The organism is Streptococcus sp. SCPM-O-B-15294 (M123) (assembly GCF_058200455.1).
Genome location: NZ_JBYQGU010000006.1, coordinates 116,673 through 132,218 on the forward strand (window position 1 = coordinate 116,673; position 15,546 = coordinate 132,218).

Sequence of the window (15,546 nt, forward strand, 5' to 3'; positions counted from 1 at the left end):
TAATGGCATTTGAAAGTTTAACCGAACGTTTACAGAACGTCTTTAAAAATCTTCGTAAGAAAGGGAAAATCTCTGAAGCGGATGTCCAAGAGGCGACCAAAGAGATTCGTCTAGCCCTCTTAGAGGCCGACGTTGCCCTTCCAGTTGTAAAAGACTTTATCAAACGCGTCCGCGAGCGGGCCGTAGGTCATGAAGTTATCGAAACCTTGAACCCTGCGCAACAAATCGTGAAGATTGTCGATGAAGAATTGACAGCGATTTTGGGTTCAGAAACAGCAGAAATTATCAAATCTCCAAAGATTCCAACCATTATCATGATGGTTGGTCTTCAAGGGGCTGGTAAAACAACTTTTGCTGGGAAATTAGCTAACAAATTAGTCAAGGAAGAAAAAGCGCGTCCTTTGATGATTGCGGCCGATATTTATCGTCCAGCGGCCATCGACCAGTTGAAGACCCTTGGTCAGCAGATCAATGTCCCTGTCTTCTCACTCGGTACAGAAGTGCCTGCAGTAGAGATCGTTCGTCAAGGTCTGGAGCAGGCGAGAGCCAACCACAATGACTATGTCTTGATCGATACGGCCGGTCGTCTGCAAATCGATGAAAAACTCATGGCTGAGTTGCGCGACGTTAAAGCTCTTGCCGAGCCAAACGAAATCCTCTTGGTTGTCGATGCCATGATCGGTCAAGAAGCGGCCAATGTGGCGCGTGAGTTCAATGAACAACTCGAAGTGACCGGGGTGATCTTGACCAAGATCGACGGGGATACCCGTGGTGGTGCAGCCCTTTCTGTTCGTCAGATTACTGGTAAGCCAATCAAGTTCACTGGTACTGGTGAAAAAATCACCGATATCGAAACCTTCCACCCAGACCGTATGTCTGGTCGGATCCTCGGTATGGGGGATATGCTGACGCTGATCGAGAAGGCTTCTCAAGAATACGATGAGAAACGCTCTCTTGAACTCGCTGAGAAGATGAGGGAAAATACCTTCGACTTTAACGATTTCATTGATCAGTTAGACCAAGTTCAAAACATGGGGCCAATGGAAGATCTGCTCAAGATGCTTCCAGGTATGGCCAATAACCCTGCCATGAAGAACCTCAAGGTCGATGAACGAGAAATTGCTCGCAAACGGGCGATCGTATCATCCATGACACCAGCTGAACGGGAAAATCCAGATTTGTTGAATCCAAGCCGTCGTCGTCGGATTGCTGCTGGATCAGGAAATAGCTTTGTCGAAGTCAATAAATTCATCAAGGACTTTAACCAAGCCAAACAGATGATGCAAGGCGTCCTCTCTGGCGATATGAACAAGATGATGAAACAAATGGGGCTAAATCCAAATAACATGCCGAAGAATATGCCTGGTGGAATGCCTGATATGTCTGCCCTCGAAGGCATGATGGGACAAGGTGGCATGCCTGACTTGTCAGCTCTTGGCGGAGGCGCTGGAATGCCTGACATGAGCCAAATGTTTGGCGGTGGTCTCAAAGGAAAAGCCGGTGAATTCATGATGAAACGGGCGATGAACAAGATGGCCAAACAAATGCGCAAAAATAAGAAAAAACGGAAATAAAAGTTTCTAATAAGGGCCTGGAACGCACTGTTCTGGGTTCTTTTAGAAACTACTACTAGAGGATCATGTTAAAAAAACTATTTCAACAAGTCATTCGTTTCTTTGTAAGACTGTTTTCTTCGCACAGCAAGCCCTTTGAATTCCCAAAAGGATCGAAGAAACCACCGATCAGACCGATCATCTTTGTACCTGGGAGTTCAGCTAGTATCCAGCGATTCAATGGAACCATCCGCATGCTCCATCGCTTTTCTAGAAAAAAGCAAAGTCTCTTAAAAATAAAAGTCAATAAAGATGATTCTATAGAAATGAAGGGAAGACTGAATACGAAAGAGCCGAATCCGATGATTGTGATTGGCTTCGAGAACAATCGAGATGGCTACAGCAATATCAAGCAGCAAATCGAATCCCTTAAGATCGCCATCACCTACCTCCTTGATCACTATTATTTTACAGAGTTCAAGGCAGTTGGGCACTCCAATGGTGGACTAGTTTTGACTGGCTTATTGGAAAGTGGTTTTTTAGAAAAGAAAAAACTGACCGTAAGGAAGCTCGCTATTATTGGTAGTCCTTACCAATTCAATCAAGAAATGTATGACGATTTTCAAAAATGGAAGCATCGATTAGATAAAGAAGTAGAGGTCCTTAACTTTGTCGGTAGCTTTGCTGGAAAATCAGACGGGATCGTCCCCCTTTCTAGTGCACAAGCAGCACAATCTATTTTTGAGAAACAAGCCTATACAGAAGTGAATTTAAACGGTCGTAAAGCTCATCATTCAGCTTTACCCACTAATCCAGATCTAGTGAAACAATTAAGTCTATTTTTGAATCTGTAAGTAAATTACATAATTTCGGTTATGTAATTTTTATTTGTCTCTTGCAATCCTTAAGTAAATATGGTACATTTTTGGTAGCGATTACACATACTTAAGGAGGATTTTATGAAAGATCCCAAATTATTAGAAACAATGAAAGATTACAAGGGACGGGATGAGGTTCCCGCAGATTTTGATGCTTTTTGGGATCAAGCTCTAGCAAAGATGACTGAACTGCCTGAATACAAGCTTGAAGAACGAGATTTCAGCATTCCAAATGTTGCTTGTTATGAATTAACCTTTAAAGGAACACGAGATGGGCTTGTTTATGCGCGGGTTGTTTTCCCAAAAACGGATCAAAAGATTCCCGTTATTTTCCATTTTCATGGCTATATGGGTCGTTGTTGGGATTGGTCTGACATGCTGGCTTATACAGTAGCGGGCTATGGTGTTGTGACTATGGACGTGAGAGGGCAGTCAGGCTATTCAACAGACGGAAATCGCTCACCACTTGGAAATACGGTAAAAGGACAGATTATCCGTGGAGCTGTGGAAGGTCCAAATGAGCTCTTTTATAAGGATATCTACTTGGATCTTTACCAGTTAATTGAAATCGTAGCCAGCCTTCCTCAAGTAGATGACAGCAAACTTGCTAGCTATGGAGCCTCTCAAGGTGGTGCCCTGGCTTTAGTTGCTGCAGGATTGAATCCACGAATTTGCCGAACGGTAGCCATTTATCCATTCTTATCGGATTTCAGACGGGTATTAGAGATCGGGAACACCAGCGAGGCCTATGACGAGCTTTTCCGTTATTTCAAGTTCCATGATCCATTCCACGAAACGGAAGATCGTTTGATACAGACTTTGGCCTATATTGATGTGAAAAACTTTGCCCATCGTATCAAAGGACAAGTTCACATGATTACAGGACTAGATGATGATGTCTGTTATCCAGAAACGCAGTTTGCCATTTATAATCGATTAGAATGTCCAAAAGAGCATTTAATCATGCCAGAATATGCTCATGAAGCTATGAATGTACAAGTCAATGACCGAGTCTATAATTGGCTCTGTGGAAGCAAGATTCCATTTCGATATGTAGAAAAATAAGTTAGAAAAGAAAAACAATCAGTAAATCCATGAGATTTGCTGATTTTATTGTGTTTAAAAGGGATCTATTATAGAAAGAAAACTAAAAATTTATGTACAATTGACCAAACAAGACTTAAACCATTGATACAAATGAATTAGAAGCATAAAGTACATTCTTTAAATAGTGTACTTTATTTTTATTTTGTACATTATTCTGGAGTGTTATTTTGTATGTTTTCTAGTACATAATATCATCTAATCGAAGAAATTGATTTGTACATTTTCGACTCTAATAGGTGTAGAAGAAGTGGTGGTTCAATTGTACATTTTTTGAAGCTTATTTAAGTTTCAATTGAACACAAGATATAGATTTTTATTTTGTTGATGGTATAATAAATAATACATAGTGTTATGTTATGAGGTGATAATTTGGCAAATAATAGACAAATTGAAACGTTAGGCGTTTCATATCTGGCAACATTTATTAACAGAAATAAGTTGCTTCAGACTTATTTCGATAACAATGATAAAACTCCAGCGTGGGATGGGGAAATTCATGTTCTTAAAAATGCTAGTGAGAAAAAGAGCGAAATATTTGGGAGAGTACCTGTCCAAATTAAAGCAACTAAACGTAAGAACAATTCAATGAAATCTTTCCCAGTAGATATGCGTGATTTAGAATTGTATTCAAAAAACGGTGGGGTAGTTTTATTCGTAGTTTGGTTAGATGAGAATAGCAATTTAAAAGATATTTATTATAAATCACTGCCACCTTTTTCTATAAAGAAAATAATTAAAAGAAGTAAATTAAAAAATAAGTCTGCAAATTATAAAACACTTTCGGTACAGATTCATAAACTAGATGAACAAAAAATTTATTCGATGTTAGTTGATTTTGTTACTAATAGTCAGAAACAGCATAGTTTTATAAATATCGATGGGATGTCAATTGAAAATATACCCAATAATAAAGAGATCAAGCTTTACTTTTATGGTCAGGGGCATGAAGGAATATTTAATTACCAGAAGGAACACGACCTCTTTCTTTATCTTAGGGATCCTGAAACTGCCATCGAAATTCCACTTGAAAATTCAATAGAGATTGTTGAAACTTTCGAAGCAACAGATTTAATTATTGAGATAGGAGATTATATTTTTGAAGATATAGAGAGACATTATTTTCCTGACGGAGAGGTACAGCTTCATTTTGGGGAAGGTTTTAAAATATCCTTTAACAATGGGAAAGCTCAACCTAAATTTAATTATTCAAGACCTAATATGCTGTCAGATGCTATAAAGTGTACTCAGGCACTTAAAGAACTAGGAAAAGTAGGATTTTTCACACTCAATGGTATTAGTATAGAACTAGATGAACGGTCTTTATCGGATATTAATTCGCTTGATTTAGATAGCCATATAAAAGAATTGTCGAAAATATCAAATTTCATAAAGAAAATGGGGATAAAAAAAGAGCTTGATTTATCCCTCTTTAATGAACAATCTCAAAGAAATTTAAATATCCTTAATTCAGGTCTAGTATTAAAAAACAAGGTGGCGTTAAATTACGAGGAATCGAAATTGTTTAATCTTAAGATTGCTAACATACATATTAGTACTCTATATGCATTTCATGAAGGTAATAATGGAACTATGATAGATATTTTCACTGAAACTCCTTGGTGCAGGAGAGGCGAGGATGAGGATATTTCTTTATTTGAGGTTTTTAGGCCCGAAGATTGGTTAACAATTGATAACTGTAACTTTGATTCGGTTATTGCCTCATACCAAAGATTAGTTGACTGTAGTGTAGAAAACGTGTGTGCTGACGATACCATAATAAAAATAGTTGCTGCAGCCGATATGACAGAAGAAGTTTCAAAAAAAGAACAGTTGCTTAACTGGGCTCAACGTCTTTCTGACTGGAACATGAACCATATAAAAGAAAATAGCATAAGCATCATAAATGATCTTCAAATTAAATATAGAAATCGTGAATTAGATAATACTGAAATAGAGAAGCTTACTAATATTTTATTAAATAATAAAGATAATGATGAAATTTGTTTTGGTGCATCAGTGTTATTAAAATCAAAACCACAAGCTGATTTATTTTGGACTAAGTTAGATAAAGAAACTCAAGAAAGATATCAGGTTTACCCTATTTATAATTTATATAAGGTATTATAACTTAAATTTATTGCAACTCGAATTTTTCTTAATCTTAATATGATAAAAGAGTTTTTATCTGATATGTTAGTTGAAGAACAAGAAAATAAAGGAAAATCAAATTTAAAATCGAAATATTTAGGATGAAGATGTTAACAAATAATCCAATTAATCATAGTGTACTTAAATTGTCAAAGGATTTCGATAATGCTTTTAAACATAAAAATATAGTGGAAATCTATAGACTAATAGAATTTGGAAAAAATATGGAAAATACTATTGATGATATTTCCAAAATTCAATTATTTTATTCTATTGGGACAGCATATGGTGATATATTTGAACTAAGTAATAACCTAGTATTCAACATAGATACCGATTGTACAGTTCAACAAATTTATTACTTTAGAAAAGCTATCGAAATTTCAAATAATATTGATATAGATCCTGAGAACAATAGCTTTATTCACCCATTATTATGTTCACTATACACCAATTACGCAAATCTATTAGATGCTTGTGGTAGAAAACAGTTAGCTATTAAGATGTATTGTAAATGTATACAAATCAATCCAAGATTCACAATGGCTAGTGGTAACTTGGCTATTTGTCTACATCATTATCGTAATTTTTTGAATGATAACGAACATCTTCACTTTATTAAAAAAATTAAAAATTTAATAGAAACAAGTATAACTGTTTCAGATCCAAACAGAGTTGATTATGCAGAAAAGCGATTTATTGAACTTTACGAACAATATCTTAATTATAAAGACTTAGATGAATGCTCTTGTAAAACCATCGATTATAATCCTAATTCACAAAAGTATCGCGAATGGTGTTGGAACAACGGGCTGTATCTTAATCCACTTAATGACTTACAAGCTGACGATATAAATAGATATGATGATAATCTTTTACTACCAAGTTTATTATTTCAATCAGATAAAGATTTAAACAAATATTTTTCTATGTTTAATCAAATTAAGCAAGAATATGTTTATGCGCGTTATCTCTGTTTTAATAGCATTGAGATTGATTCGGTTCATTATGCTGACGAGTATGTTAATCTTATTGATTGTCTAGACTACGTACAATACTCTATCAGAATTGAAGGATTAAAAGCAGCTTTTAAAACACTATATTCATTATTAGATAAAGTAGCAATGCTTATAAATGAATATTATTGTCTAAAAATCATGCCTCGACAAGTAAATTTTCATTCAATCTGGAGAACAAATAGTAATTTAAATAAATTGTTGGATAAAAATATTGGTTTGTCTTCTATATTCTGGATATCGAAAGATTTTGATAATGGTGATAATTCTTTAACAGCAAATCCACACGCAAAGCTATTAAAAACTATTAGAAATTATTTAGAGCATAGATTTACTAATATTACATTGAATTTTATTGATGTAAATAAAGACAATGACGAAAGCAGATTATATCTAACTGAAATTGAATTGCAAGAGTGTACATTAGATTTATTAAATCTTGTAAGAGAAGTTATTTTTTCATTAAAAAATGCCATTCAAATAAGTGAAAATGAAAAACAATCTACTCTAAGCAGTGAAGTTGCTTTAATTCCGATAAATTATGAAGAAGTAGATTTGGAAGATAAATTATAGCATTAAGCATACAATTTATGGTCGTTATAAAAAGCAATAGTCTAAATTCATTTAACTAATCGACTTAACTAGAGCTAAACCATTGATAAAACTGAATTAGAAGGATAAAGTACACTCATTAAGCAGTGTACTTTATTTTTGTTTTGTACATTATTTGTTGATTGCTTAATCAATACTACATCTCTATCAGGCAATTCAGACTCCATTTAGTCCTCTAAAACTCACGTTGAGGCGGTATCACTGCTTGTACGAGCTGAAGCATCAGCGAGGTAGAAGAAGATGTTCTGCCCATGGGACAGCTGTCTTAGAGTAAGGAATTTACGACGAAACGATACGGTAACAGCGAACCGCTGAGAGTGTTTCTCTGCTCTTAAAAGTGAACGAAAGAAATAATGAAAAGCGTGAAGGTAGCTTCTCTAATCGAATAGAGGGTAAGAATCAGAGTAATAGTTCAAGTATGGCTTCTGGATACTATAGTCTGACATGCTATCAATCTATTTCAGAAGCTGGACAAATTGTAATAACTTTCCTTGAAGGAACTGAGGTAGATTTATAAGAGACTGTGACTGGGAAGTTGCAGTCTTTTTAGGGGTTTAATGGTATAATGTAATTATAAATGTGGATATTGTCTAAATACTCTGGAGGACGCATAATGTTGAATTTAGTAAAAGGTCACCGAGTTACCTTGGTAGAAAACCTGTTTGAATCATTTACAAAGTTAACTGAACATCATTTGATGGCGAATGTACACTCAGAAAAAATATTAGAGGTTTTTCAACACTTTATTGCGATTCATGACGAGCCCTTGTTTTTTATTTTGGAATTGCCTGTCAGTATTGATAGAGAAAAAGTAATAGCAAAGAATATTATCAAGGAATCCCATAAGGATGTTTATTATATTGATGGTTGTTCAAGAGAGGAATGCCTAGAACTGTTGATTAGATACGGTGATTTGCTTGTTAATGATGGACTAAGTAAGTTTGGATTTGGTGGGCATAAAAGTCATGATGAGATCATGCTTGATAGCTATAATGTTGTGACAATTTATAGTAAAGAACTATCGAAATTTAATGACTTTTTTGAACCTCATAATATTCAATTTGTAGAAGAACTAGTGACAGCTTGGAAAACTTTTTCTAAGACCTCACCAGGAATCTCTGAAATCTATGAATGTAATGGAAAAACTGTTTATGATTTGCCTGAAGAATTAGCTGAATGGAGAATATATTTAGCTGAAACTCGAACAGAATAGGCATATCTATAGGATTAAAAAGAGAATACTTCAATTCCTTAAAATTTGATTTAGAGTAAGGTGGAGATTGAAGTTGTAAGATAAATAATGGTTATTTATGGCAGAACTCTGGTTCTGCCTTTTTTATTTATGAAGTATATGAAATATGGCATAAAAGACTAAAGAAAAAAATGCAAAACATTTAATATATTAGAATTTTCTTGCTACTTTTTAAAAATATTTTTTCCTTACAGAATCCTTAAAATTATTTTTTATACTATTTACAAGATTAAAGGAGGAATAAAATATGAACAAATATATTTTAGAAACAAATGAGCTAACAAAAGTTTTTGGAAAACAAAAAGCTGTAAATAATGTGTCATTAAAAATTGAGGAAAATTCAGTATATGGATTACTAGGACCTAATGGTGCAGGTAAATCTACGACATTAAAGATGATTACAGGTATGTTACACAAGACGTCAGGTGAAATTATGTTTGAAGGACATGAATGGAGTAGAAATGATTTATTAGATATTGGTGCTTTAATCGAGATGCCACCCTTATACGAAAATTTAAGTGCAAGAGAAAATCTTAAAGTTAGAACATTATTACTTGGATTGCCTGAAGCAAGAATTGATGAAGTTTTAGAAATTGTAGATTTAAAAAATACCGGAAAAAAGAAAAGCGGTCAATTTTCTTTGGGGATGAAACAAAGATTAGGTATTGCAATTGCTTTATTAAATAATCCTAAACTATTGATACTAGATGAACCGACAAACGGATTAGATCCATTAGGAATTCAAGAATTACGTGATTTGATACGTAGTTTTCCTGAAAAAGGGATAACAGTGATTTTATCAAGCCATATTCTGGCAGAAGTAGAACATACTGCAGATCACATAGGAATTATTCATGATGGAGAATTAAAATATCAAAACATCATTGATCATAATGAAAATTTAGAAGAACTTTTTATGGATGTTGTAAAGAATGGAAAGAGAGTATAGATTAATGAAAAATTATATTTTTGCAGAAACTTTGAAACACAAACACAGTTTTTTGTTGAAGATATTATTTATTGCACCAATTATATCTTTACTTGTTGCGTTTGTATTAATGCCATTATATTTTAGTGTAAATGCATATAATTGGTGGTATGTGATGATTATGCCAGCAACTTTCGCTTTAATACCAGCAATGATGCATAGAAAAGAAGAGAGAAAATTAAACTACCGAGCAATTTTTCCACTCAATATTGATTTAAAAACGATATGGATTTCAAAAATATTAACAGCTTCAATTTATCTAAGTATAACTGCTATTTTGCATATGCTAGGAGTATTTGTTTTTCAATTTTTCATTGGAGAACAATTAACAGGAAACTATGCATTCACGACATTATTATTCGCAAGTGTATTATTGGTTATAACTAACATATGGCAAGTTCCATTTTGTTTTTTCCTGGCTAAAAAGTTTGGGTTTATAGCAAGCATTGTAGTAAACGCTGTATTAGGTCTTGTGTTAGGAATTTTGTTAGCTGACGGTTCTATGTGGATTTATTGCCCTTATTCTTGGGGGATTAGATTGATGGTACCCGTTATGCGTATTTTACCGAACGGTATCCCAACAGAAGTATCAGATCCAATGATTTTAAACACATCCTTACTTGTTCCTTGTATTTTATCAATATGTTTGTTTACATTATTGACTTTCATTACTGCAAAATGGTTTTCTAAGCAAGAGGTGAAGTAATGATGAAAATATTAAAATCAGAGTTTTATAAATTGAAGCATACATGGATTCCCTGGGCTCACTTTATCTTACCTGTTTTATATGCACTAATATTTTATGGAGCAGCAACATTTACAAGTCTAAAAAATTTTTCTGATATGGATATCATACTGAATTATTTTGTGCTTTTAGGTGCTATCTTACCAATAATATTTGGTGCTATCACATCTAAGGTTGTTGACATGGAAGCAAGTGCTGGACGATTTCAAGTGATTCTATCAACTACAAAATCCAGAAGCAAGGCTTATGGCGGAAAACTTATAATGCTCTTATTGAGTTTTCTATTTTCTATAAGTTTAGCAGTTTTTATATTTGCAATGCTATTTGGTAATCAAGCGACTATGGCTTGGTTAATTGAATTATTATTAGTTTTTATAGGATGTTTATCTACATATATGATTCATTTATGCGTATCACTTATGTTAGGTGGTGGTGCATCTATTGGATTGGGATTTGTGGAAACGTTGATTGCTTTACTTTCAATAACCAATTTAGGTGAAAATATCTGGTATTATTTACCTTGTACTTGGGCATCGAGATTATCTGCAACATATATTGTTGGAAGTGAATTGGCTGATAGCTCATATTTAATTAAAGAGTTTACCATGTGGGGCTATGTAGCAATACCTATTACAGTAGTCATTTTTACTGGCTCTTTATTATGGTTCAATAGGTGGGGTGGAAAGTCAATCAGTGAATAATAGCTCTAAATGTATTTGTAAATGGAATATGGTATAATAATAATAAAATATTTATAAATATGGAGGTGGTTTGGTATGGCAAGAATTCTTGCTATAGATGATGAATTAGATATGCTGACTCTAATCAAGAATATTTTAATAAAAGGAGATCATATTGTTGATATTTACCAAACCACGGTAGATATTGATGAAAATAGTTTGGGGAAATATGACTTAATATTACTTGATGTAATGATGCCAGAGGTTGATGGAATCAGCTATTGTAAAAATATACGTAGCAAAGTGGATTGTCCGATTATCTTTTTAACTGCAAAAGCAATGGAAACGGATATAGTAGATGGCTTATTAAGTGGAGGAGATGACTATATTACCAAACCATTTGGTGTTGGTGAATTGTTAGCAAGGGTAGAAGCTCATCTGAGAAGAGAACAAAGAGAAAAACATTCGAGTTTAAACCTAGGGAATATAAGATTTGATTTATCCTCCAATCAAGTATTTGTGAAGGAAGAAGAAATTCATCTGACAAAGTCTGAGTATCAAATTTCTAAACTTTTAGCAAAGAGAAAGGGACAAGTTTTTTCAAGAGAACAAATATATGAAATGATTTTTGGATTTGATGGGATTGGTGATTCTTCTGCCATATCAGAACATGTAAAAAATATTAGAGCAAAGTTCTTAAAATTTGGTGAAAATCCAATTTCTACAGTTTGGGGGATTGGTTATAAATGGAATTAATTAGAAAAGGACAGTCGCTCAAAATAGTATTTCTTAAATACTTAATGACTGTTGGAGTTGGTTTAGGATGTGCCATCGTACTAGCTTTATTAACTTTTACAGCGTTTTATAGTGTTGGTTTGATTGTTCCGGCTAACCATACAGAAAATTTATTACAAAAAGATAAATATAAAATTTTAAATAAAATTGACTTTGATGAAGCATTGATACCTAAAGGAGCTAGCTATATGTTTTTATCGCCAGATGGTGAAGTGATAAAAACTAATATGGATGAAGCTATTCAACTGAAAGCTAAGAATTTTCACAATCATGAGGGATTTTCAACTCCATCTTCTTCATTTATAGAATTTAAAAGGAATGATGGATATGTATTAATCCATTATTCACTAGAGCCACGCTACAATAATGATTGGATGGAAAAATATTTCCCTAGCATAGATTTACTATTAATATTTTTATTAATCATTTTCTTTTTAATGAGTGCATTTGTGGCTACTCTAATCTGGGCAAAACGAATAACAAGGCAATTATCTCCAATGCTAGATGCATCAGATAAAATCGCCAACCATGAATTAGACTTTGAAATAGGAAGTTCAAATATCAAAGAATTTAATGATGTCTTAAATAGCCTTGATATAATGAAAAAAGCCTTAAGTGATTCATTAAGAGAGAATTGGATTAAAGAAGAGAATAAGAGAAGTCAGATATCGGCATTAATGCATGACTTAAAAACTCCGGTTTCTATTGTCCAAGGTAATGCTGAATTGTTAAAGGTAACTGATCTAACTGATGAACAAAAAGATTATGTAGCGTACATTATAAAAAATTCAACACGTATATCAGATTATACAAAAGCTCTGATGGAGATGAATCAGTCAATTAAATTAAACTCGTTGAATTTACAAAAAGTAAAGGTGTCAGAAATAATCGAAAGAGTTAGTGAAATAGCGAGAGAGATTACACTAATACATGACCGTACTATATCTAAATCTATTAATTGTGAAGATTCAGATGTAATGATAGATATACAATTATTTGAAAGAGTCATTCAAAATATATTTAGTAATGCTATTCAATATTCACCAGACAAATCCAACATTGAATTACTAATAATGACTACAGATAAGATACTTTCAATATCTGTGATAGACGAAGGCCCAGGATTTTCTAATGAGGATTTAAAACGAGGAACGGAGCAATTTTACCGTGGAGATAAGAGTAGACATTCAGCTACAAACTATGGTTTAGGTTTATATAATTCTTGGAAAATAATGTTATTACATAATGGACGCATCATATTAGAAAACAACTCGGATAAACATGGTGCAAGTGTAAAGTTAGAATTACCATTACTATAATAGAACAGGAATTGTTTTCAAATGGAATTTATTAAAAATATATCCTTTTTGCTTTTGGTGTAGAATAGAAAATTTACTCCGCTATCAAGCAAGAATCTTACATAGTAGAAAGCTAAATGAACTTTGATAACTGAACAAATTCTAAATGTTAACTTATAAATTTCTAGTAGGAACGGAAGAAAATCTGTGTTTAACTGCAACTAGTAAGTTGCAGTTTTTTATTTTGAATAATGATATAATAGGATAAGAAAATAATGAAAACGCTATATATTTGAAAGTTGATTAGGAAGTAGAAAGTATGAAAACAATTGATATGATTATTAAATCATCAACTGAATTTTATATCGATTTAGTTTATCAGCTTTCAGATACGGTGAGACACATTTTAACTTTATTATTAGGGAAAGCAACTAGATAGCGTATTATTAAGATATTTTTACATATTGGAAACTAAAGTGTAGACGAACTGGATGGGTTACTAGTGAAAACTGCAAGAAGTGTTGGAAAGTGAATCGGAGAGTGCTTGATGAATTTTATTAGTAAGATAGCCATAAATAAAGGCTGGTCAGATGATAAAAAATATTGTGTGACAGATCAAAATCAGCAAAAATATTTCTTGCGTGTTTCTGATAAGGAGAAGTTAGATTCTAAAAAATCTGAATATGATATGATGGAGAAAGTAGCTTCTCTTGGAATTCCGATGTGTAAACCGATTAGTATAGAACTCTGTGATGATGAAGTGCATTCTTTACACGAATGGATAGACGGGAAAGATGCAAGAGAAACCATTTTAACTGTTTCGAAAGAACAACAATACACTTACGGAGTAGAAGCAGGAAGTATACTTCGAAAAATTCATTCACTTCCTGTTACAGAAGTTCGTGAAGATTGGGAACCCTTTTTTAATCGTAAAATTGATGACAAAATCAAAAAATACAAAGAATGCCCCGTTCAATACGAGAATGGTCAGATTTTTATTGATTTTTTAAATGCAAATAGAGAATTATTAAAAGATAGACCTCAGGTTTTCCAACATGGAGATTATCATATCGGGAATTTCATGATTGGTGAAGATCGTAATATTTATGTCATTGACTTTGATCGATTTGACCTTGGAGATCCTTGGGAGGAATTCAATCGTATTGTATGGTCTGCTCAAGTTTCACCTTCTTTTGCCTCTGGTATGATAGATGGATATTTTGATCATAAGGTTCCAGATTTATTTTGGAAACTTCTTGCTATCTATATTCTAAATAACATAGTTGGTGCTCTTCCATGGTCTGTTCCTTACGGAGTTGAAGAAATATCAGTAATGCAAAATCAAGCTAAGGAAATTTTAGAATGGTATGATGATATGAAGCAAATCATTCCTAGTTGGTATTTGATTGAGAAAAAAGCTGAATAATAAAAGAGTTGATTAAAGAAGAATTTGGTAGTTGGGACGTTAAAAGTAAAGAGACTCAACAAGTTTACAAGTTAGCAAGTAAATTTTTTAAGTGACAATTATCAGCTATAAAGTTGAAAAATGGTAACTATAAAATAGTTTCATTCTACATTTTAATTTTAAACAACAACTCAGTTACTTTCGTTCTTTAATATAGGAGTATACTAGCACCACATGTTGAGGCGGTAAGTTTGCTAGTCAAGGAGTAAAACGACGAAGATTAGCATTTACTTCCGCCCATGCGATAGCTGTCCGTGATTGACAAGTGCTAGCACGCAGACAGAACGGAGATAGCGAACCGCTGAGTGTGTCGCTCTGCTCGTAAAAGCTTAGAAACCTTTGAACGAAAGGGATAATGAAAGCCTTGATTGCAAGGCTTTTTGCTTTATGGTGGGTAAGTATCAGAGTGAGAAAATTTTTGGAATGAGTAGAAGTGATAGCTAGAAATTATCAGTTTCTATTTCCATTTACCCTGTGGGTACGTGTTTGTTTCCATTGACAAGGAGTTTGTGGGAATAGAAATGTACCCACCTTGTTTGAATCAAGTGAAGTGTAGTTGAAGGAAATCTGTTGAAAGCAATACTTCATTTTACCGAATAAGTAATAATTTAGGCAACTTCAAATCGATTAAAAAAAACTATTTTAAAGGTTAAGAGTAGACAAAAATTGTCCACTCTTTTTTGCAAACTCAATTTATCAATAAATGAAATGAGGGAATGTAAAATGAAATATTTTGAGGTTGAGTTAGAAAATCCTGATGAATTTTTAAAACTACAAACAGAAGATTTTGTGAAAGCTAATCGCTTGCTACTAAGGAAGATAATCCAGAGCGTTACAGTCTATGAAGAAAACTTCGTCATATCCTTTAAATCTGGCATCGAATTGGAAGTATGAGTCTCATTCCATAACTTTTATATTGAACATATCATCTTGTTGTGTTATACTATAAATTGATATAAACAAAGATGTAGGAGGAACCGAAACTATGACAGCCTCAATGCGTTTAAGA

General features: G+C 33.3%; 13 protein-coding genes. All 13 read left to right on the forward strand.

The annotated features are described in order from the left end of the window. The first annotated feature begins 2 nt into the window (after window positions 1-2). The 13 genes from ffh to AC3E8G_RS05860 all read left to right on the forward strand — a co-directional run bounded on the left by ffh (window position 3) and on the right by AC3E8G_RS05860 (window position 15,431). Window positions 3-1,574, forward strand: a complete 1,572-nt coding sequence (gene ffh, locus AC3E8G_RS05800; protein ID WP_490677233.1) for a signal recognition particle protein — start codon at window positions 3-5, stop codon at window positions 1,572-1,574. 65 nt (window positions 1,575-1,639) lie between these two features. Further along, window positions 1,640-2,407 (forward strand): alpha/beta hydrolase, encoded by a 768-nt coding sequence (locus AC3E8G_RS05805; RefSeq protein ID WP_490677234.1) that lies wholly within the window; start codon window positions 1,640-1,642, stop codon window positions 2,405-2,407. A 105-nt stretch (window positions 2,408-2,512) separates the two neighbouring features. After that, a complete protein-coding gene (locus tag AC3E8G_RS05810) occupies window positions 2,513-3,496 on the forward strand; it encodes an acetylxylan esterase (RefSeq protein ID WP_490677235.1) in 984 nt (327 codons plus the stop codon). A 411-nt stretch (window positions 3,497-3,907) separates the two neighbouring features. Beyond that, window positions 3,908-5,665 carry a DUF4365 domain-containing protein gene (locus AC3E8G_RS05815; RefSeq protein WP_004252826.1) on the forward strand — a complete coding sequence of 586 codons (1,758 nt, stop codon included), beginning with the start codon at window positions 3,908-3,910 and terminating at the stop codon, window positions 5,663-5,665. Between the two features lie 128 nt (window positions 5,666-5,793). Then, window positions 5,794-7,275, forward strand: coding sequence for an LA2681 family HEPN domain-containing protein (locus AC3E8G_RS05820; RefSeq protein WP_004252828.1), 1,482 nt, complete (start codon window positions 5,794-5,796; stop codon window positions 7,273-7,275). A gap of 652 nt (window positions 7,276-7,927) precedes the next feature. Continuing rightward, on the forward strand, window positions 7,928-8,527 hold the full coding sequence (locus tag AC3E8G_RS05825) for a hypothetical protein (protein WP_004252832.1): 600 nt from the start codon (window positions 7,928-7,930) through the stop codon (window positions 8,525-8,527). Window positions 8,528-8,813: 286 nt separating this feature from the next. Then, a complete protein-coding gene (gene pcfF / locus AC3E8G_RS05830) occupies window positions 8,814-9,515 on the forward strand; it encodes a lantibiotic protection ABC transporter ATP-binding protein PcfF (RefSeq protein ID WP_490677236.1) in 702 nt (233 codons plus the stop codon). A 4-nt stretch (window positions 9,516-9,519) separates the two neighbouring features. Beyond that, window positions 9,520-10,260, forward strand: a complete 741-nt coding sequence (gene pcfE, locus AC3E8G_RS05835; protein ID WP_004252835.1) for a lantibiotic protection ABC transporter permease PcfE — start codon at window positions 9,520-9,522, stop codon at window positions 10,258-10,260. Then, entirely contained in the window at window positions 10,260-11,000 is a 741-nt protein-coding gene (gene pcfG / locus AC3E8G_RS05840) for a lantibiotic protection ABC transporter permease PcfG (protein ID WP_049517878.1), read from the forward strand. Before pcfE ends, pcfG begins: the two co-directional genes overlap by 1 nt. Window positions 11,001-11,075: 75 nt before the next feature. Further along, window positions 11,076-11,735, forward strand: coding sequence for a response regulator transcription factor (locus AC3E8G_RS05845; protein WP_004252839.1), 660 nt, complete (start codon window positions 11,076-11,078; stop codon window positions 11,733-11,735). Beyond that, entirely contained in the window at window positions 11,726-13,093 is a 1,368-nt protein-coding gene (locus AC3E8G_RS05850; protein ID WP_023918143.1) for a sensor histidine kinase, read from the forward strand. Before AC3E8G_RS05845 ends, AC3E8G_RS05850 begins: the two co-directional genes overlap by 10 nt. Window positions 13,094-13,619: 526 nt before the next feature. Then, on the forward strand, window positions 13,620-14,498 hold the full coding sequence (locus tag AC3E8G_RS05855; RefSeq protein WP_004252845.1) for an aminoglycoside phosphotransferase family protein: 879 nt from the start codon (window positions 13,620-13,622) through the stop codon (window positions 14,496-14,498). Window positions 14,499-15,260: 762 nt separating this feature from the next. Beyond that, window positions 15,261-15,431 carry a hypothetical protein gene (locus AC3E8G_RS05860; RefSeq protein WP_000873143.1) on the forward strand — a complete coding sequence of 57 codons (171 nt, stop codon included), beginning with the start codon at window positions 15,261-15,263 and terminating at the stop codon, window positions 15,429-15,431. Window positions 15,432-15,546: the final 115 nt, after the last annotated feature.